This window comes from Rhodopseudomonas sp., from assembly GCF_013377015.1.
GTDB lineage: Bacteria > Pseudomonadota > Alphaproteobacteria > Rhizobiales > Xanthobacteraceae > JARJEH01.
In genome coordinates this window covers 669,228-688,923 of sequence record NZ_JACABA010000002.1, presented here as the reverse complement: position 1 = coordinate 688,923, position 19,696 = coordinate 669,228, and the positions used below count along the sequence as shown (strand labels likewise).

Here is a 19,696-nt window from a genome sequence, read left to right as displayed (position 1 = left end):
GTGTTGAGCATCAAAGGCAAGGCCTACCTCGCCGGGATCTATGAACATCCCACCCGCTACGCGCCGGACAAGTCCATCGCGCAACTGCACGCCGAAGTCGCCAAGGGGGCGCTGCAGGATGCCGGCCTGACCAAGGCCGACATCGACGGTTATTTCTGCGCCGGCGACGCGCCGGGCGGGGTGATGGCGATGGCCGACTATATGGGCCTGAAAGTTCGTCATCTCGATTCCACCGATACCGGCGGTTGTTCCTATCTGATCCATCTCGGTCACGCCGCGGAGGCGATCGCCGCGGGCCGCTGCTCGATCGCGCTGATCACGCTGGCCGGCAAGCCGCGCACCGGCGCGCTGCCGCCGCGCGCCGTCGGTGCAGAACTCGATTTCGAGGCCGCCTACAACGCCACCACCCACAATATCTACGGCATGTGCGCGATGCGCCACATGCACGACTACGGCACCACCAGCGAGCAGCTGGCCTGGATCAAGGTCGCGGCGTCGCATCACGCCCAATACAACGTACACGCGATGCTGCGCGACGTCGTCACCGTCGAGGACGTGATCAATTCGCCGATGATCTCCGATCCGTTGCACCGGATGGATTGCTGCGTCGTCTCCGACGGCGGCGGCGCGCTGATCGTCACCACGGAAGAGATCGCACGCAGCCTGAAGCGGCCGTTGGTCCGGATGATCGGCGCCGGCGAGGCGCTGAAAGGTCCTCGCGGCGGCAAGGATCTCGATCTGACCTATTCGGCCGGGGTCTGGTCCGGTCCCGTCGCCTTCGCCGAAGCCGGCGTCACGCCGAAGGACATTAAGTACGCCTCGATCTATGACAGCTTCACCATCACCGTGCTGATGCAGCTCGAGGACCTCGGCTTCTGCAAGAAGGGCGAGGGCGGCAAGTTCGTTTCCGACGGCAATCTGATTTCCGGCGTCGGCAAGCTGCCGTTCAACACCGACGGCGGCGGGCTGTGCAACAACCATCCGGTCAATCGCGGCGGCATGACCAAGATCATCGAGGCGGTACGGCAATTGCGCGGCGAGGCGCACCCGAAGGTGCAGGTGCCGAATTGCGATCTGGCGCTGGCGCACGGTACCGGCGGCCTGCTCGGCGTTCGCCATGCCGCATCGACTTGCATTCTGGAGCGTGTGTGATGGACTCGACCGTGAAATACCCGACCCCGCAGGGCAATCCCGAAACCAAGGTGTTCTGGGACGCTGCCGCCGAAGGCAAATTTCTGATCAAGCGCTGCAACGGCTGCGGCGAGCCGCATTATTTTCCGCGCACGCTGTGCCCGTTCTGTTTCTCCGATCAGACGGTGTGGGAGGAAAGCTCGGGCGAGGGCGAGATCTACACCTTCAGCCTGATGCGCAAATCCGCCGCCGGCCCCTATGCGATCGGCTACGTCACCCTGAAGGAAGGCCCGTCGCTGCTGACCAATTTCGTCGACTGCGACTTGCACGCGCTGAAGATCGGACAGAAGGTGCGGGTCGTGTTCAAGCCGACCGACGACGGCCCGCCGCTGCCGTTCTTCACGCCGGTGTGACGGCCGGCATCGGTGTTGTCCGGCATTGAACTAACAAGAACAAGAATCGGGAGAGAGACACCCATGTCGGCCAGATATGACGAGTTGATGGCGCTGAGGAATCTCGGCCAGAACTACGCCTACACCGACCGCGACGTTATGCTCTACGCCTACGGCATCGGCATGGGCGCCGATCCGATGGACGAGAACGAACTCGGCTTCGTCAACGAGGCGACCTACACCCACCGGCCGCTGAAAGTGGTGCCGACCTTCGCCTCGGTGGCGGCGTGGGGCGCGGGGCCGGGCGAGATGAATCTCAATCGCCTGCTGGTAGTCGACGGCGAACGCGACATCACCTTTCACCGGCCGCTGCCGGTGGCCGCGAAGATCACCGCCGACTCCAGCGTGCTCGACGTGTTCGACAAGGGCAAGGACAAGGGCGTAGTGATCCGGCACAAGACCGTGCTGCGCAACGAGGCTGGCGAGGAGCTGGCGACCTTGCTGGCGTCGCGCTTTGCCCGCGGCGATGGCGGCTTCGGCGGCCCCTCCGAAGGCCAGCCCGAACCGCACCAGATGCCTGGTCGCGCGCCGGACCGCACCGTCGACATCACCACGCGTCCGGATCAGGCGCTGGTCTATCGGCTGTGCGGCGATCGCAACCCGCTGCATTCCGATCCGGAATTCGCCAGGCGCGCCGGCTTTCCGCGCCCGATCCTGCACGGCATGTGCACTTACGGCATCACCTGCCGCGGCGTGCTGCAGACCTATACCGACTACGATCCAACGGCGTTCAGGCAGCACGCGGTACGGTTCTCGTCGCCGGTCTATCCGGGCGAGACCGTCACCATGGAAATGTGGAAGGACGGCGGGTTGATTTCGTTCGAGGCCAAGGTCAAGGCGCGCGACGTCACTGTGATCAAGAGCGGCAGGACCATGCTGGGTTGAGGAGACGATCATGGGACTACTCGACGGAAAGGTCGCGCTGATCACGGGCGCCGGCGGCGGGCTGGGTGAGGCCTATGCGAGGCTGTTCGCGCGCGAGGGCGCCGCGGTGGTGGTGAACGACCTCGGCGGGCCGCGCGACGGCTCGGGCTCCGATCTGTCGATGGCGCAGCAGGTGGTCGATGCGATTGTCGCCGAAGGCGGACGCGCGGTCGCCAATGGCGCCGACATCTCGACCATGGCGGGTGGCCAGTCGGTGTTCGACGACGCGATCAAGCATTTCGGCCGCGCCGACATTCTGGTCAACAATGCCGGCATCCTGCTCGACCAGACCTTTGCGAAAGCCACCGAGGCGGCGTGGGACAAGGTGATCAAGGTACATCTGAAGGGCACCTTCTGCGTCACGCAACCGGTCTTCAGGTGGATGAAGGACAATGGCGGCGGTGTCATCGTCAACACCTCGTCGACTTCCGGCCTGATCGGCAATTTCGGCCAGAGCAATTACGGCGCCGCCAAGGGCGCGATCTTCGGCCTCAGCAACGTGCTGGCGATCGAGGGCCGTAAATACAACATCCGGATCTGGACGCTGGCGCCTGGCGCGCTGACTCGGATGACCGCGGACCTGCCGCGCTATATCGAGAATCCCGGCATGGCGCTCGGCCCCGACGGCATCGCGCCGTCGGTGCTGTACATGGTCTCGGCGCTGTCGGGGAACCAGACCGGAAAAATCCTCGGCGTCTCCGGCCCGCGCGGCGTGCGCGAGATGCGGATGATGGAAATGGACGGCTGGAAGCCGCCGCATACCGGCTGGAAGGCGCAGGATATCGTCGATCACGCCAAGGAGATTTTCTTTTCGGACGAGGACGTCAAGATATCGGCGCGGCGGTTCTAGCGGTGAAATATGCTAGCTTGCCATTGTGGGGCGTGCGCGCGCAGATCCCGCAATGGCAATGTTGAATTGAGGCGGATTTGATGAAACTGACCCACGAAGCCGCAGGCACCTTCGCCATCGCGCCGACGCCGTTTCATGACGACGGCCGGATCGACGACGCGTCGATCGACCGCCTGACCGAGTTCTACGCCGAGGTCGGCTGCGAGGGTGTCACGGTGCTCGGCATTCTGGGCGAGGCGCCGAAACTGGAGGCCGCCGAGGCTGAGGCGGTGGCGACGCGCTTCATCAAGCGCGCCACCAAGATTCAGGTGATCGTCGGCGTCTCGGCGCCCGGCTTCGCGGCGATGCGTTCGCTGGCTCGAGCCTCGATGGACGCCGGCGCCGCCGGGGTGATGATCGCGCCGCCGCCGAATCTGCGCACCGACGCGCAGATCACCGGCTATTTCCGGCAGGCGGTGGAGGCGATTGGCGACGACATTCCGTGGGTGCTGCAGGACTATCCGCTGACGTTGACGGTGGTGATGACGCCGGCGGTGATCCGCAGCATCGTGACGGACAATCCGTCCTGTGTGATGCTGAAGCACGAGGACTGGCCAGGGCTGGAAAAGATCTCGACGCTGCGCGAGTTCCAAAAGGAGGGCTCGCTGAAGCCGTTGTCGATCCTGACCGGCAATGGCGGATTGTTTCTCGACTTCGAGATGGAGCGCGGCGCCGACGGCGCGATGACCGGCTACGCCTTTCCGGAATTGCTGATCGACGTGGTCAAGCTCTCGAAGGCCGGACTGCGCGATCTCGCGCACAATCTGTTCGACGCGCACCTGCCGCTGATCCGCTACGAGCAGCAGCCCGGCGTCGGGCTCGCGGTGCGCAAATACGTGCTGCAGAAGCGCGGCGTGATCGCCTGCAGCGCGCAGCGCAAGCCGGCGGCGGCGATCAGCGCTACCGCCAGGGCCGAAGTGGACTATCTGTTGTCGCGGGTGGCGCGGGTCGACAAGCGCGCCGACCTCGCGCCGAAATCCAGCGCGGCGTAAATCGGACTTCGAGTTCGTCATTGCGAGGAGCTCTTGCGACGAAGCAATCCAGGCTTTGTTGATGCTTGCTGGATTGCTTCGCCTTCGGCCGGCGCTGCGCGCCGACCTGGTCTCGCAATGACGATGATGAACGCATAACGAGGAGTGAACCATGACCACCGAAGCCGCGGCGCGTCCCGCATCCACCGTGCTGTTGCTGCGCGACGGCGCCGCCGCCGAGATCGAGGTGTTCATGATGGTGCGGCACTATCAGATCGAGTTTCAGTCCGGCGCGCTGGTGTTTCCCGGCGGTAGTGTCGACCCCGGCGACCGGGACATCATCGCCAACCCGGCGCTCTACGCCAATGCCGACGGCCATGACGACGTCACGCTGAATTTCCGCATCGCCGGGATCCGCGAGACTTTCGAAGAGAGCGGCATCCTGCTGGCGCGGCCGCGCGGCGGCAGCGAGCTGATCGCGGCCTCGCGCGCCGCCGAAATTGAGGCCGCGCACCGTACCGCGTTGTGCGAAGGCAAGGCGTCGTTCGCGCAGGTGCTGGCCGACAACGAACTGGTGCTGGCGCTCGACTTGATGGTGCCTTACGCGCACTGGATCACGCCGACCGGATTGCCGAAGCGGTTCGACACTTGGTTCTTTCTGGCGGCGGCGCCGCCAGATCAGCTCGGCACGCATGACGGCAAGGAATCTACCGATTCGATCTGGCTGTCGCCGCGCGAGGCGCTGGAGGGCGGCGCCAGCGGACGGTTCACATTGCCGTTTCCGACCACCCGCAACCTGATCAAGCTCGGCAAGCAGCCCGATGTGCGTTCCGCGCTCGAGGATGCGCGCGGCCGGCCGATCGTCACGGTGATGCCGGTGGTGACCCGAAACGGCGACAAGCGCACGCTGCGGATTCCGGCGGAGGCCGGCTATGACGGCGATGTGTTCGAGATTTCGTCCGCGGCGCCATGAACCCGCGAGCGACCGGATATCTCTATTGTGCGGTGGCGATGATCACGGTGGGGAGCACCGTGGTTGCAAGCAAGATCATCGCGGCCGGCCTGCCGCCGTTCACCGCGACCGCGTTGCGCTTCGCGGTCGCGTTCCCGATCTTCGTGGTCCTGATGCGGATGACGCGAACGCAATGGCCGGCGCCGGAACGTCGCGACGGGCTGTTGTTGCTTTTGCAGGCGGGCGCCGGAAGCGTCGGCTACACGGTGTTGCTGATCAGCGGCGTCGCGCTGGCGTCGGCGGCGGACGCCGGCATCGTGGCCGGCACGCTGCCGGCGGTCGCGGCTGCGATCGCCGTGCTGGCTTTGGGCGAGCGGCCCGATCGCGGCTTGCTCGCCGCCGTTGCGCTGGCGACGGCGGGCGTGCTGGTCATCGTGCTGCGGTTCGACGGCGTCGGCGTGAGCCTGTCGTGGCGCGCCTTGCTCGGCAACGCGCTGGTGTTCGCCGCAGTGGTCTGCGAAGCCATCTTCATCTTGCTCAACAAGAAGCTGCGGATTCCGGTGGCGCCGTTGCCGCTGTCGGCGACGATGTCGGGAATCGGCTTGGTGCTGGCCTTGCTGCCGGCGCTATTCGAGCATCCGTGGACCCTCGGCATCGACGCCGGCGCGCTGCTGGCCGTGCTGTATTATGCGCTGGTGCCGACCGTCGGCGGTTTTCTGTTGTGGTACGCCGGTTCGGCACGGATCAGCGGCACCGAGGCGGCACTGTTCACGGCGCTGCTGCCGGTTTCGGCGGTGGCGCTGTCCGCGCTGGTTCTGCACGAGACGATCGGCGCGGCCCAGTTGATCGGCATCGCCTGCGTGCTGGGCGCCATCGTCATCGCCGCCACCGGCGGCCGCAAGGCGGCGTAGCCGCCGTCGTCGGCATGGTGTCGACCGCCAGGTCCAGTCCTGCGGGCGAAGCGCATTCCGACGCGACGTAGCTTTGCCGGCCCCGGCGGGAATCCAAGCGGGTTCCCTCAAGGGCGGAAGTGTATGTATATAGCGGCGTTGATTGGAGCCCGGTCAAACCCCCATGCCAGCCGTAGTCGCAGCGATCCGTCGACGCCTTGGGTCGATCACGTTGTCGATCGGGCAGCTGACGTTCGGCAGCTTCCTGCTGTTGCTGACAATCATCACCATGACCAGCGTCGGCAGCGTGGTTGCGATCCGGCATATCGACAACACCTTCGCCGAATTGCAGCGGCTGCAAAGCGTCGGCGACCTCGCCGAGGAGATCGAACGGCGGATGGGCGACCTGCGATTCGCTGCCCGGCAGGTCGTGAACGACCCGGAAACCCGGCCGGACCGAGTGTTCGAGGCCGCCTCGGCGCTGACCGAGTTGCTGAAGAAAACGCGCCTGGAGCTCGCGCCGGACCAGCTCGACATGATCGACGGCGTCACAGTGCGGCTGTCGAACTACCGTGACGGGCTCGAACGCATCACGGCGCTGATCCCGCGCCGCGGCGCGCTAATCGCGACTATGCCGCCATTGCGCGAGCAGTTCGACGCCGCCGTGGCCGGCCTGTCCGATCGCAGCTTCGCCGGGGCGCTTTACCGCGAGCAGAGCCGGATCGCCGCCATGCTGCTGGCGCGGGATCTGTCCGGCGCCGAGCGGTCGGCGCGGCGGCTGCGCGACTTGCCGAGCGGCGATCCGGCGGCCGCGGCCGCGATCCGGGACTATGCCGACGCGATCGTCTCGTCGGCGGCGATGGAGCGGGAGATCGCCGAACTGGACAAGGAGGTGCTCGGCACCGAAGGCCGCCTGATCGGGCGCGTCACTGAATTGCTGCGCGACGTCAGCGCCCGCCGCGGTCGCGTGCTGGCGCGCGACCTGGCTCGAACGCTCGCCGAGGACAAATGGCAGAGTATCGTGCTGGGCACCGCCGGCGTGCTGGTAGGGCTGATGGCAGCGCTGTTCGTGGTGCGGCGCACCGTCGGTCCGCTGGCGAAGATCGCCGCGGCGATCCGCTCGCTGGCGGCCGGCGAGCAGCACACCGCGATCCCGGCCACCGAGGTGAAGAACGAAATCGGCGACATCGCGCGCGCCGCCGAAGTGTTCCGCCGCACCCTTGTCGAAGCGGACAATGCCCGGGAGGCCGCGGTTCGCGCGCTGGCCGAACAGCGGCTGGCCGAGGAAAGCTACCGCAAGCTGTTCGAAGGCTCGATCGACGGAATCTATGTCACGACGCCGGAGGGCGCCCTAGTCAACGCCAATCCGGCATTGGCGCGAATGATGGGATATGAGACGCCCGAAGACCTGATCCACCGGATCGGCGATATTTCGGATTCGATCTACATCGATCCAGCTGCGCGAACCGAGTATTGCGCGCTGATGGAGCGCGACGGCATGGTCCGCGAATTCGAGTATCAGGCCCGCAAGCGCAACGGCGACATCCTGTGGCTGTCCGACAGCGCCACCGCGGTGCGCGATGAGTCCGGAAAGGTGGTGCGCTACGAGGGCGCGGTGCGCGACATCACCGATCAGAAGCGCGCCGAACACGCGGTGGCCGAAGGCCGCCGGTTGCTGCAGCAGGTGATCGACACCGTTCCGGCGGTGATCAACGTCAAGGACCGACAGCTGCGCTACATCCTGATGAACCGCTACATGGCCGGCATCTTCGGGATCGAGCCGCGGGACGCGATTGGCCGCACCACCGGCGATCTGATGTCGCGCTACGGCGCGCAGAAGACCGACGAGAACGACAAGCGCGTGCTGGCGGCCGGCAAGGATCTCGGCTTTTACGAAGAGGAATATGTCGATTCTACCGGCACGATGCGGCAATGGCTGGTCAACAAGCTACCGCTGCTCGGCGCCGATGGCGAGATTGAGCGCATCGTCACGGTGGCGCTCGACATCGGCGATCGCAAGCGCGGCGAACAGGAAATGCGCAAGGCCAAGGACGCGGCCGAGGCGGCGTTGCGCAATCTGAAGGAGACCCAGCAATCGCTGATCGAGGCCGAAAAGCTCGCGGCACTCGGCCGGCTGGTGGCCGGCGTCGCCCACGAGGTCAACAATCCGGTCGGGATCAGCCTCACCGTGGCGTCGTCGTTGGAGCGGAAGACCGCGATGTTCGCGGCCGAGGTCGGGCGCGGCGATTTGAAGCGGTCGAGCTTGACGGAATTCCTCGAGACCAGTCGCGACGCGTCCTCGCAGCTGGTGGCCAATCTCAACCGCGCGGCGGAGTTAATCCAGTCGTTCAAGCAGGTCGCCGCTGATCGCAATTATTCGGACCAGCGCAGCTTTGACCTCGGCGATCTCACCGAGCAGGTGGTGATGAGTTTGCGGCCGGGGCTGCGCAAGCAAAATCTGGCGCTGAATGTCGAGTGTCAGCCGGGGCTGATGATGAACAGCTATCCGGGGCCGTATGGGCAGGTGCTGACCAATCTGTTCCTGAACTCGGTGGCGCACGCGTTTCCGAACGGCAGGGCCGGCAACGTCGACATCAAGGTCCGAGAATCCGGCAAGGACAATGTCGAGATCCTGTATTCCGACGACGGCTGCGGCATGAGTCTCGACGTCCGCCGTCGCGCCTTCGACCCGTTCTTCACCACGCGGCGCGATCAGGGCGGCACCGGGCTCGGCCTGCATATCGTCTATAACATCGTCACCAATCGGCTGGGCGGGCGGCTCGACCTCGACTCTGAACCCGGCGGCGGCACCCGCATTCAGATCATCTTGCCGCGAGTCGCGCCGCGCGAACTGGCGCCGATCGGACCGGTTACCGCGTCCGCCTGACCGCGCCGTCGCGGTGCCAGCGAGACGCCCCAAGACGGAGTGTCAGACCGGTATCGACCCGCGACTCGCACGACGCCTGCGCCGATCGCTCGGCATCGGAAATGTTGCGGTGTCGAAATACCAAAGGATGCAAGGTATGACGGGAACCTGGGAATCCTACGGGGCCGCTCATTAATATTTAGCAAAGCGTTATCCGCGATCCTGCCAATGCTTGACATTGGAATCGCGAGCATGGTCGCTCGGTACTGGCCATGTCGAGTGTTCGAAGTCTGTCTGATCGCTTTGCTACTCACGGAGGCTGAAAATGTCGCTGGTCAAGATGACCATCGGTCGGAAGATTTATGCGCTGATCGGTCTAGCCTCCGCGGGGCTGCTGGGTCTCACCGTCCTCGACTCCCGGGAAATGGGCTCCGGGCTGAAGCAGCAGAAGCAGATCGAGCTCAAGCACATGACCGAGCTGGCGCTGTCCATCGTCAAGCAGGAACAGGCGGCACAGGGCGACGGCGCGGCGGTGGCCGAGGCGCAGAAGCGAGCCCTGACCAGGATCGCTGCCTTGCGTTATGGCAACAACGATTACTTCTTCGTCACCGACATGCAGAGCCGGATGGTGATGCACCCGATGTCGCCGAAGCTCGACGGCACCGATCAGTCCACGAGCAAGGATGCGAACGGCAAGTTGATCTTCGCCGAGATATCCGACACGGTCCGGCGCAGTGGCAGCGGATTTGTCGACTACTACTGGGCGAAGCCGGGCTCCGAGCGGCCGGCGCCGAAGCTGAGTTATGTCGAGGGTTTCGCGCCCTGGGGCTGGATCCTCGGCACCGGCGTTTATATCGACGATCTCGACGCCCAGACCTGGGCCGCCACCCAGCGTTCGTTGATTGCCTCCGGCATCGTTTTGCTGATCACGCTGGTGGCGTCGACTATGATGGCGCGGCGGATCACCAGCCCGATCATTGCCATGACCGGCGCGATGAAGGACCTCGCCGGCGGACGAATCGAAATCGCGGTGCCGGGTATCGGTCGCGACGATGAAATCGGCGAAATGGCCGAGGCGGTCGAGGTCTTCAAGACCAATGCCGTCGCGCGCAGGCAGTTGGAGGCGGAGCAGAAGCAGCAAGAGGCCCGCGCGCTAGCCCAGCGCAAGGCCGATACCAACCAGCTTGCCAATGAGTTCGAGGGCGCGATCGGCGAGATTGTCGAGACCGTGTCGTCGTCGTCGACCGAGCTGGAAGCATCCGCCAATTCGCTGACCGCGACCGCCGAACGATCGCAGCAACTGGCGATCGCGGTCGCGTCGGCATCGAATGAAGCCTCGACCAACGTGCAATCGGTGGCCTCGGCGACCGAGGAAATGGCGTCGTCGGTCAACGAGATCAGCCGTCAGGTTCAGGACTCGGCGCGGATCGCTAGCGAGGCGGTCGATCAGGCCCGCAAAACCAACGACCGGGTCGGCGAATTGTCGAAGGCGGCGGCGCGGATCGGCGACGTTGTCGAACTGATCAACACCATTGCGGGCCAGACCAACCTGCTGGCGCTCAACGCCACCATCGAGGCGGCTCGGGCTGGGGAAGCTGGTCGCGGTTTCGCGGTCGTTGCCTCGGAAGTGAAGGCGCTGGCCGAGCAGACCGCCAAGGCCACCGGCGAGATCGGGCAGCAGATCACCGGGATCCAGGCGGCGACGCAGGATTCGGTCGCTGCAATCAAGGAAATCAGCGACACCATCGGCCGGATGTCGGAAATTGCCTCGACCATCGCTTCGGCGGTGGAAGAGCAGGGCGCCGCGACCCAGGAGATCGCGCGCAATGTCCAGCTGGCCGCCCAAGGCACAACGCAGGTCAGCACCAACATCGCCGACGTCCAGCATGGCGCGTCCGATACCGGATCGGCGTCGTCGGAGGTGCTGTCGGCGGCTCAGTCGCTGTCGCGCGACAGCAACCGACTTAAGCTGGAAGTCAGCAAGTTCCTGGCGACGGTACGCGCCGCCTGACGCCCGACTTCGCACCGCCGGTGGCGGTGCGCGGATCGTACTGCAACAACAAACCGAGGCGGGGTGACGAGCCGAAATCGTCCCGCTTCAGTCGGTATCGGCTAGTTTGCGCAGCGTGGCCTTGAAAATCAGACTGGCCTTGCCGACCAGCGCTGTTCCGCTCATCACCGCCGCGGTCTCGGTGGAAGTGCCGGACACGCCGATCCCGACCGGATTTTTCTGGCCGCCGAACAGCGGATTGGCGTCGGGGCTGGGAGTATGCTGGCTGACCAGAACCTCACCCTTGAAGGCGTCGCCGGTCACGACATAGCTGCCCGTGTAGAACAGGTAGGCGTCGCCGCCCAGGATCTTGCCATCCCGGAACATCACTACGCCACTGCCTTTGCCCGACCGCCCGTCGAGCAGATCGACATGGATCGAATACAGCCCGTTTCTCATGATGTCCCGGTGGTCGTCGTGTCCCGCGAAATGCGCGATCCAGTTATGCCAAAGTCGGTCGGCCGACGTCAACGCAACAGACCGACCAGAAATCACCGTCCGGCCAAAACCGTGGGTCACAGCCCATTGAGATCGTCCGGCACCTCGCCGAACTTTCGCAACACCGTGGCGTCGTGGAATTCGCCGATATTGGGATCGCCGGTTCGGCTGAACGCCACCGCGCCGACGTGACCCGCGATCCGCGACAGCGCCTCGGCGCGCCGGATCGCGGCAACCGGGTTGAAGCATTCGGTCGGCTCGCCCGGCGCGATCCCGTCATCGGAGGCGACAAACGGCAAGGCGACAAAATAGGTGACGTCGGCCATCGGGGCAGGCCTCAATCGTACCAGTCGGCACGGTTGCGCGGCACCGCTTCGGTGCCCTGGTTCGCCGCCGGCTCATGCCTGCCGCGACCAAACCCCTTCGACACTGCGGCCTGCAGTTCCTGCAACTCGGCCTCGAGATATTCGTTCGCCATGATCAACGCCTTGATCGCGCCGCGCGTGCTGCCATTGCACATCGCAATGGCCTGGTCGCAGGCCTGCTCGTAATGGTCGGATGGCAGCTGCTGGGCGGGTTCGGACATGGCAAGGAACTCCGGTAAGGCGGCGCGCGGTGGACACTGCATTGATGGCAGAATGTTCTCTTTTTGTTCTTTTGGAGTCAAGTGGCGCCGTCGGAGCGTTTTGGACTATCCCGGACTAAATTCACCGCCGCCATGGATAGCGGGCAAATCCGGGCCGGCCGCTGAGCAAACATTAACAAACACGGCGTAGGGGTGGAACGGACTGTTGGCGATGCGACGCTGGCGCGACTGCCGGCCGCTGCATGGCGCCGATTGGGCTGAAGCTGTCATTGGAGACGCGACATTGCAGGCATTCCCGAAAATCCCCGGCCGCTATTATCTTGCAATGTTCGTGCTGGCCTCGGCCACGCTGTCCTACCAGATCCTGATTACCCGCTTCTTCAGCGTGATGCTGTATTATCACTTCGCGTTCGCAGCGATTTCGCTTGCCATGCTGGGGCTCACCCGCGGCGCGATGGAAGTCTACAACAAGCCGCTGCGCTACGCGCCGGACCGGGTGGCGGCGGAATTCGCCCACCATGCTTCGTGGTTCGCGATCACCGGCGTCGGCGCCATGATCGCCTTCCTGTGCGTGCCGCTGCTGATCCCCGCGAACTACGTGGCGATCACGCTGGCGGTCGCGACCGTTGGCTTCGTCATGCCGTTCGGTGAGAGCGGCGTCTGCATCACACTGCTGCTGACCCGGCTGCCCTATCGCGGCGGCTGGCTTTATGCCGCCGACCTGTCCGGCGCGGCGCTCGGCTGCCTCGGCGTCATCTTCGTGTTGCTGGTGGTCGATCCGGTCAGCGCCACGCTGTGGATCGGAGCCTTTGCGGCTGCCGCCGGGTGGATGGTGGCGCGCGGCAGTGGCGAGCGTCACGTGCTGCGGCTGAGCGGCGCGGTGGCGTTGACGCTGGCTGCGGCAGCCGCCGTGCATACCGGGCTTGATCTGTCCGGCAGGAGCCATCTCGGCGTCTACTGGGCCAAGGGCGCGCAACAGACCGGAACGCTGTTCGAGCGCTGGAACACCTATTCGCGGGTGCGGGTCACCAAGCAACAGCAGGACACCCCGTTCGGCTGGGGCTTCGCGCACGACCAGACCATGACGATCGAGCAGAACCGCCTCGACATCGACGCCGATGCCGGCACCGTAATCACCCGCTTTAATGGCGATCTCGGCAAGCTCGGCTATCTCAAGGACGACGTCATCAACGCCGCCTATCTGGTGCAGCCGTCGGCCGAGGTCGCTGTGGTCGGTGTCGGCGGCGGACGTGACGTGCTGTCGGCGCTGTATTTCGGCGCCAAGCAGATCCACGGCATCGAGATCAATCCGGCGATCTTCGAGGTCCTCACCGACAAGTTCGCCGATTTCTCCGGCCATCTCGACCGCCAGCCCGGCGTGTCGCTGGTCAATGCCGAAGCCCGCAGCTACATCAACCATTCCACCGATCGCTACGACCTGGTGCAGATTTCGCTGATCGACACCTGGGCAGCGACCGCAGCCGGCGGACTGACACTCACCGAAAATCGACTTTACACCATCGAGGCGTGGGAGGATTTCTACCGGGCGCTGAAGCCGGGCGGGCTGCTGTCGGTCTCGCGCTGGTACGAGCCGGAGCATCACCGCGGCGAATTCTATCGCCTGGTGGCGATCGCCGCGAGCGCGCTGCAGAACAAGGGCGTGGCCGCGGCCGAGCTGCCGCGCCATATCGTCGCGCTGAATGTCGGCAATATCGTCACCGTGATCACCCGGCCCGACGCCTTCACCGACGCGCAATGGCAGGGCGCGCGCGACCGGCTCACCGCGCAGGGCTTCAAGATCCTGCTGGGACCGGATGTCGGGTTCGACGCCGTCACCTCGACGCTGCTGTCCGGCAAGGCGGACAAAGCATTCTTCGACTCCTTGCCGGAAAACATCGCGCCCTCGACCGACGACAATCCGTTCTTTTTCTATACGTCGCGGTTCGGCGATTTTGTCGCCAAACCGGCGACCGTGAGTGCCAACAACAACGCGGCGATCAGCACCACGCTCTTGCTGGTGATCATCGCGCTATGCGCCTGCCTGTATTACATAGTCAGTCCGTTCCTGCGCCTCGCCAAGCAGATGCCGCTGTCGACGCTGACACCGCCGGTGGTGTATTTCAGCGCCATCGGCATGGGCTTCATGCTGATCGAGATTTCGCAGATGCAGCGGCTGATGGTGTTTCTCGGCCATCCGGTCTACGGGCTGGCGGTGGTGCTGTTCACCATTCTGCTGTTCGGCGGGATCGGCAGCACCACGGTCGGCGCCAATCCGCCGCGGCTGGGGGCGGTGATCTCCCGGGTGATCGCTCTGCTGACGACGCTGGTGGTGGCGGGGTTGCTGACGCCTGAACTGACGACATGGGCGCGCGCGGAAGCCACCGAGATGCGGATCCTGGTCTCGATCGCACTGCTGGCGCCTCCGGCTTTCTGCATGGGGATGATGTTCCCGCTCGGGCTCAGCCTGTGGCGTCGGCATTCGGAACTGCTGCCGTTCTTCTGGAGCGTGAACGGCATCACCTCGATGCTAGCCTCGGTGCTTGGCATGGCGCTGTCGATCGAATTCGGCATCGCCAAAACCTACGCGCTCGGCGCCTGCTTCTACGTGCTGTGCGCGGTCATGATCGTCGCCAGCCGGCAATTCGGCCGGACCGGCGTGTTCGTCAGGCCGGCGCGAAAGCCGGATCTGATCGGCGAAGGGGGCATTGCGTCCGCCGCCGGCCCCAGCAAATCCCTAATGATCGAATAAGGAATTTCGGATAGGTTATCTCATTGGCTGGCGCGCATCGCGCACCGGCTCGGTTTGCAACCGAAACTGACCCCAACACGGCGGATAGCAAATGCCGTATCGATCCATCATGGTTGTTCTCGCCGCGCTGACGCTGGCGTCGTGCTCGTCCGAAGAAGATGTGACCGGATCAATATCGAGCTGCGCGGCCGGGCTCTACAGCGCCTACAATCCGAAGGACATGGAGCAGTGCGTCAAGGTCTGCAAGGTCTGCAAACACGGCGCCACCACCACCTGCACGACGTCCTGCACGCTCAGGGGCGCGCACTAATGGCGGCGCGCTCGCGTTGACCTGCCACTTGCTCAGAGGCCCCTTGACGGCCCAAGCAGGCGGTCGAATTCCCGTTTGCTGACCGCGTAACACTCGCAGGAATACTGTTCGAGCCCGGGACGATCAAGAATGGTGACGCGACCGCGCACATAGTCGATCAGCTTCTTGCTCTTCAATTTCCGGGCAACGTCGGTGACACCGGTGCGTCGGACGCCCAGCATCATCGCCAGGAATTCCTGGGTCAGCAGGAAATTGTCGGTCTGCATCCGGTCGTGGGTCATCAACATCCAGCGGCAGCAGCGCTGTTCGATGTTGTGGCAGGTGTTGCACGCCGCCGACTGCGCCACCTGATTGAAGAACGCGTGGACATAATGCAGCATCAAGGTGCGCGAGGCCGTGCTGGCCGTCAGCAAGTCCTTTAGGATCTCGGACTTCACCTTGAAGCCGAAGCCGGGAACCTGGACGTAGACGTTGAGCGGGCCCACGTTGTCGCCGAGAATCGCCGGGATGCCGACGACGCCTTCATTGCCGATGGTGCCAACCTCGGCTGACCTGCCATCGGCCATCGCATTGACCAGCGAGGCGACGCCCTCGGCCGGGAAATAGATGTCGTTGATCGGCTTGTGGGCCTCATAGAGCGGCATCCGGTAGTCCAGCGTCACCTTGTGCAGATGCGGCCGCAACCGCTCGAAGTCGCCGGACGGCATCATCGTCAACAGTCGGTTTTCCCGCGATTGTGTCATTCGGTGTCCTTTGCCGGGCACATTTGCACCGACTCGCGATCAATACAAACCGGCGTGCGACGGATCGCGAGACTCCGGGCCGGATCGCCGGAAATGCCGCGCCAAAGGGGCCGCGCTGATCCTGAATCGGGAGGGCGTCGCGGACTGTTGGCGCACTCGGAGAGATTCGAACTCCCGACCCTCGGAATCGAAATCCGATGCTCTATCCAGCTGAGCTACGAGTGCGTTGGCCGCACCATACCCCGCAAAACCGCGAAAGCCAGCCCGACCGAGCCTGAATTCCGCATTTTTATGCGCATTTTCAACGGGCTGGGATTTCCCGCATTTTCGCCGGATTGCGATGCTTAACGAAATCCAAACACTGTGACGCCAGAGTTCGGCGGTTGGCGCGGCGGCTTCGGCCGGCGCACCGGCCGAGCGTCAATTCCGGGTATCAGATCGATCCATGCCAAAGCTGCTCTGCTGTCTTCTGCTGCCCTTGCTGCTGGCCATTTCGCCGGCCCGCGCCGATCTGCGGATCACCCGCGACCACGGCGGCTATGTCACCGAATACAAGGCGAAGTACGAGCGGATCCGCGACCGCCGCGAACGCGTCATCATCGACGGCATCTGCAATTCCGCCTGCACCATGGTGTTCGGGATCGTGCCGATGAACAAGATCTGCGTGACGCCGCGCGCCAGCCTCGGCTTTCACCAGGCCTATTACGACAAGGCTTTCACCTTCGGCATCAAGGTCACCAGCACGCAGGGGACCTCGGACCTAATGTCGTATTATCCGCAGCCGGTGAAGGACTGGATCAGCCGCAATGGCGGCCTTACGCCCGAGATGAAGAAGATCAAGAACGGCGCCGATCTGTGGACGATCGTCGATCCCTGTCCGGAAGAGTTCTGATTCAGCCCGCGCCCTCGACGGCGACGCTCGGCGGATAGGATTTCTGCCGGTTATCCAGTCCCCGAATAATGATGTAGATGCCGGCCACAGTCGCGAAAAGACCCTTGGTCCGCGATTCCGGCGTGAGCGCCGCGTAAAGCTCGTTGGCCGCATAGACCGACGCAAACAATCCGAACAGGATTTCGAGGTTGGCATAAAGCCGCAGTCGGCGCGTGCGGAGCTTGAACAGCGCGGCGGCTATTGCGCCGATCATGACAATGAACAGGCTCTGGAACACCAAGGAGGCGAGATATTGCTGCGCCACCTGCTGAAGGGCGCGGACAATGCCGCCGATGTGGTCGCTCAGGATCGCGGCGGAAACGCCCATCGCGAGGCCGATCAAAGAATAGATCCGGTCGCGTGCCTTGGGGGAGAGCGTCACGGCTGGCTCCTCGGGTGAATCTTTTCTCTCCCGCCAAATATTCCCCCGACGCGACGCCGAGGCAAGCGGGCGGCGGCTCAATCTCCGCGCCTGCCGCCCTGCCGGCACCTCAATCGGCGACGGCTGGGTCCGATCGTCCGCGCTCCTAGAACGTCACCACGCCGCGGATCGATTGGCCTGACTTCATCAGCTCGAACGCCTTGTTGATCTCGGCGAGCGGCATCACGTGAGTGATCATCGGATCGATCTGGATCTTGCCCTGCATGTACCAATCGACGATCTTTGGCACGTCGGTGCGGCCGCGCGCGCCGCCGAACGCCGAGCCCTTCCAGACCCGGCCGGTGACGAGCTGGAACGGCCGCGTCGAAATCTCGGCGCCGGCCGGCGCCACGCCGATCACGATCGACTGACCCCAGCCGCGATGGCAGGCTTCGAGCGCTTGCCGCATCACCGTGACATTGCCGGTGCAGTCGAAGGTGTAATCGGCGCCGCCGATCTGGTCGGCGCCCTGCTTGGTCATGTTGACGAGGTAGGGCACCAGATCCTTGCCGTGGTCGGTCGGGTTGACGAAATGCGTCATGCCGAAGCGTTCGCCCCAGGCCTTGCGGTCGTTGTTGAGATCGACGCCGATGATCATGTCGGCGCCGGCCAGCCGCAGGCCCTGCAGCACGTTGAGCCCGATGCCGCCGAGCCCGAACACGATCGCCTTGGCGCCTTGCTCGACCTTGGCGGTGTTGATCACGGCGCCGATCCCGGTGGTGACGCCGCAGCCGATGTAGCAGACCTTGTCGAACGGCGCGTCCTCGCGGATCTTTGCCACCGCGATTTCCGGCAGCACGGTGTAATTCGCGAATGTCGATGTGCCCATATAGTGATGGATCGGCTTGCCGCCGAGCGAGAACCGCGAGGTGCCATCGGGCATCAGGCCCTGGCCCTGGGTGGCGCGGATCGCGGTGCACAAATTGGTCTTGCGCGACAGGCAGGACGGGCACTGCCGGCATTCTGGCGTGTACAGCGGGATGACGTGATCGCCCTTTTTCACGCTGGTGACGCCTTTGCCGATATCGACCACGACACCGGCGCCCTCGTGGCCGAGAATCGCAGGGAACAGGCCTTCCGGATCGGCGCCCGACAGGGTGAATTCGTCGGTGTGGCAGACCCCGGTGGCCTTGATCTCGACCAGCACTTCGCCTTCGCGCGGACCTTCGAGTTGAACGGTGGTTACCTCAAGCGGTTTGCCGGCGGCGATGGCGACAGCGGCGCGAACGTCCATGACGGTTCCTTCCTGATGGCCGGCGCCTTGCGATGTGATTCGAGCAGGGCGCCGCAATTCGTCGTTGCCCGGCAACATACGATCAGGCACTCAGGGTGACAATGAATCGCAATGCAGAAAATGTCGCCGCGCGCGCGGCGCCGGTGATCTTCGTGGTGCTGTGGAGCACCGGATTTGTCGGCACCAAATATGCGCTGAGCGGCGCCGAGCCGCTGACCTATCTGGCGATCCGGATGGTGCTGGTGGTGACGCTGATGGCGATCATCGCGGCGATCGCGCGGCCGCGCTGGCCCGACCTGGCCGGCCTCGGCCACAGCGTGGTCGCCGGCATCCTGGTGCACGGCATCTACCTCGCCGGCACCGCGATCGCGATCGCGCATTCGATTCCGGCCGGACTGTCGGCGCTGATCCCGGGGCTGCAGCCGATCCTGACCTCGACCCTGGCGAACCGTTGGCTTGGCGAGCGGGTCACGCCATTGCAATGGGCGGGGCTGCTGCTTGGGCTCGGCGGCGCCCTGATGATCCTGCACAACCGCTCGATCAGCGGCGACGCCGGCTGGGGTTGGCTGGCGTCAGCCTGCTCGCTGGTCAGCATCACCATCGGCACGCTGTATCAGAAACGTTTTTGCAGCGGCATCGACTGGCGCGCCGGCAATGTCGTGCAATATCTCGCGGCGCTGGCGTTCTTCGCGGCCGGGGCCTGGCTGTTCGAGACCCGCGAGGTGCGCTGGACCAGCGAGTTCGTGCTTGCGGTGATCTGGCTCGCGGTGGTGCTGTCGATCGGATCGATCGGGCTGTTGTACTGGCTGATCCGGCGCTCCGCCACGACCTCGGTGGCCAGCCTGTTCTATCTGGTTCCGGCGGTCACCGCGGTGATGGCCTATGTGCTGTTCGGCGAACAGCTCGATGCAATCGCGATCGCCGGCATGGTGACCTGCGCCGCCGCAGTGGTTCTGGTGATCCGCGCGCCGGCGTAGCGTGCGGGCAGGCGGGCAGCAAAAAGCCTCCAGAGATCCTCTGGAAGCTCCCGCTTGCCGTATGTCGAGCGCTCAGCGCTTCGACTTCTTGGCCTTCTTTGCCTTCTTCGGCGCGACCTTCTTGGCAGCCTTCTTCGCCGTCTTCTTGGTGGCCTTCTTTGCAGTCTTCTTCACGGCGGCCT

General features: G+C 64.5%; 19 protein-coding genes and 1 tRNA gene. 13 read left to right on the top strand and 7 right to left on the bottom strand.

All coding sequences use genetic code 11. The annotated features are described in order from the left end of the window. The first annotated feature begins 3 nt into the window (after positions 1-3). The 9 genes from HXX15_RS11710 (at position 4) to HXX15_RS11670 (ending at position 11,086) form a co-directional block, all read left to right on the top strand. Positions 4-1,152 (top strand): thiolase domain-containing protein, encoded by a 1,149-nt coding sequence (locus HXX15_RS11710; protein WP_296516226.1) that lies wholly within the window; start codon positions 4-6, stop codon positions 1,150-1,152. Continuing rightward, positions 1,152-1,544, top strand: coding sequence for an OB-fold domain-containing protein (locus tag HXX15_RS11705; protein ID WP_296516225.1), 393 nt, complete (start codon positions 1,152-1,154; stop codon positions 1,542-1,544). Before HXX15_RS11710 ends, HXX15_RS11705 begins: the two co-directional genes overlap by 1 nt. Positions 1,545-1,607: 63 nt before the next feature. Continuing rightward, entirely contained in the window at positions 1,608-2,468 is an 861-nt protein-coding gene (locus HXX15_RS11700) for a MaoC/PaaZ C-terminal domain-containing protein (RefSeq protein ID WP_296516224.1), read from the top strand. A gap of 10 nt (positions 2,469-2,478) precedes the next feature. Then, positions 2,479-3,357: an SDR family oxidoreductase gene (locus tag HXX15_RS11695; RefSeq protein WP_296516223.1), complete on the top strand. Its 879-nt coding sequence runs from the start codon at positions 2,479-2,481 to the stop codon at positions 3,355-3,357. Between the two features lie 80 nt (positions 3,358-3,437). Continuing rightward, positions 3,438-4,388, top strand: coding sequence for a dihydrodipicolinate synthase family protein (locus HXX15_RS11690; protein WP_296516222.1), 951 nt, complete (start codon positions 3,438-3,440; stop codon positions 4,386-4,388). A gap of 151 nt (positions 4,389-4,539) precedes the next feature. After that, the gene (locus HXX15_RS11685; protein WP_296516221.1) at positions 4,540-5,340 is read left to right on the top strand and encodes an NUDIX hydrolase; all 801 of its coding nucleotides are present in this window, start codon (positions 4,540-4,542) and stop codon (positions 5,338-5,340) included. Further along, entirely contained in the window at positions 5,337-6,230 is an 894-nt protein-coding gene (locus HXX15_RS11680; protein ID WP_296516220.1) for a DMT family transporter, read from the top strand. Before HXX15_RS11685 ends, HXX15_RS11680 begins: the two co-directional genes overlap by 4 nt. 163 nt (positions 6,231-6,393) lie before the next feature. Further along, entirely contained in the window at positions 6,394-9,096 is a 2,703-nt protein-coding gene (locus tag HXX15_RS11675; RefSeq protein ID WP_296516219.1) for a PAS domain S-box protein, read from the top strand. A 304-nt stretch (positions 9,097-9,400) separates the two neighbouring features. Beyond that, a complete protein-coding gene (locus HXX15_RS11670) occupies positions 9,401-11,086 on the top strand; it encodes a cache domain-containing protein (protein WP_296516218.1) in 1,686 nt (561 codons plus the stop codon). An 87-nt stretch (positions 11,087-11,173) separates the two neighbouring features. Here the strand turns inward: HXX15_RS11670 and HXX15_RS11665 are convergent, their stop codons facing one another. The 3 genes from HXX15_RS11665 to HXX15_RS11655 all read right to left on the bottom strand — a co-directional run bounded on the left by HXX15_RS11665 (position 11,174) and on the right by HXX15_RS11655 (position 12,149). Next, complete coding sequence (locus tag HXX15_RS11665) at positions 11,174-11,524, bottom strand: GrlR family regulatory protein (RefSeq protein WP_296516217.1); 351 nt, start codon at positions 11,522-11,524, stop codon at positions 11,174-11,176. A gap of 116 nt (positions 11,525-11,640) precedes the next feature. After that, positions 11,641-11,889 carry a hypothetical protein gene (locus HXX15_RS11660; RefSeq protein ID WP_296516216.1) on the bottom strand — a complete coding sequence of 83 codons (249 nt, stop codon included), beginning with the start codon at positions 11,887-11,889 and terminating at the stop codon, positions 11,641-11,643. 11 nt (positions 11,890-11,900) lie between these two features. Further along, complete coding sequence (locus tag HXX15_RS11655) at positions 11,901-12,149, bottom strand: hypothetical protein (protein ID WP_296516215.1); 249 nt, start codon at positions 12,147-12,149, stop codon at positions 11,901-11,903. A 283-nt stretch (positions 12,150-12,432) separates the two neighbouring features. On the opposite strand from HXX15_RS11655, the gene HXX15_RS11650 reads away from it, so the two are divergent. Next, positions 12,433-14,898 (top strand): hypothetical protein, encoded by a 2,466-nt coding sequence (locus HXX15_RS11650; protein WP_296516214.1) that lies wholly within the window; start codon positions 12,433-12,435, stop codon positions 14,896-14,898. Between the two features lie 91 nt (positions 14,899-14,989). Then, complete coding sequence (locus tag HXX15_RS11645) at positions 14,990-15,208, top strand: hypothetical protein (protein WP_296516213.1); 219 nt, start codon at positions 14,990-14,992, stop codon at positions 15,206-15,208. Between the two features lie 32 nt (positions 15,209-15,240). Here HXX15_RS11645 and HXX15_RS11640 read toward each other — a convergent pair whose 3' ends face one another. Further along, positions 15,241-15,951, bottom strand: coding sequence for a Crp/Fnr family transcriptional regulator (locus HXX15_RS11640; protein WP_296516212.1), 711 nt, complete (start codon positions 15,949-15,951; stop codon positions 15,241-15,243). A gap of 148 nt (positions 15,952-16,099) precedes the next feature. Continuing rightward, positions 16,100-16,176 (bottom strand) — tRNA-Arg (locus HXX15_RS11635). Positions 16,177-16,396: 220 nt separating this feature from the next. Between HXX15_RS11635 and HXX15_RS11630 the strand changes: the two genes are divergently transcribed. After that, the gene (locus HXX15_RS11630) at positions 16,397-16,843 is read left to right on the top strand and encodes a hypothetical protein (RefSeq protein ID WP_296516211.1); all 447 of its coding nucleotides are present in this window, start codon (positions 16,397-16,399) and stop codon (positions 16,841-16,843) included. A 1-nt stretch (position 16,844) separates the two neighbouring features. On the opposite strand, the gene HXX15_RS11625 is transcribed toward HXX15_RS11630, so the two are convergent. Both HXX15_RS11625 and HXX15_RS11620 read right to left on the bottom strand, forming a co-directional pair. Further along, the gene (locus tag HXX15_RS11625) at positions 16,845-17,345 is read right to left on the bottom strand and encodes a hypothetical protein (protein WP_296516210.1); all 501 of its coding nucleotides are present in this window, start codon (positions 17,343-17,345) and stop codon (positions 16,845-16,847) included. 64 nt (positions 17,346-17,409) lie between these two features. Further along, positions 17,410-18,537 carry an S-(hydroxymethyl)glutathione dehydrogenase/class III alcohol dehydrogenase gene (locus HXX15_RS11620; RefSeq protein ID WP_296516209.1) on the bottom strand — a complete coding sequence of 376 codons (1,128 nt, stop codon included), beginning with the start codon at positions 18,535-18,537 and terminating at the stop codon, positions 17,410-17,412. 101 nt (positions 18,538-18,638) lie between these two features. Here HXX15_RS11620 and HXX15_RS11615 point away from each other — a divergent pair, with 101 nt between their 5' ends. Continuing rightward, positions 18,639-19,514 carry a DMT family transporter gene (locus HXX15_RS11615; RefSeq protein WP_296516208.1) on the top strand — a complete coding sequence of 292 codons (876 nt, stop codon included), beginning with the start codon at positions 18,639-18,641 and terminating at the stop codon, positions 19,512-19,514. Positions 19,515-19,696 lie beyond the last annotated feature (182 nt).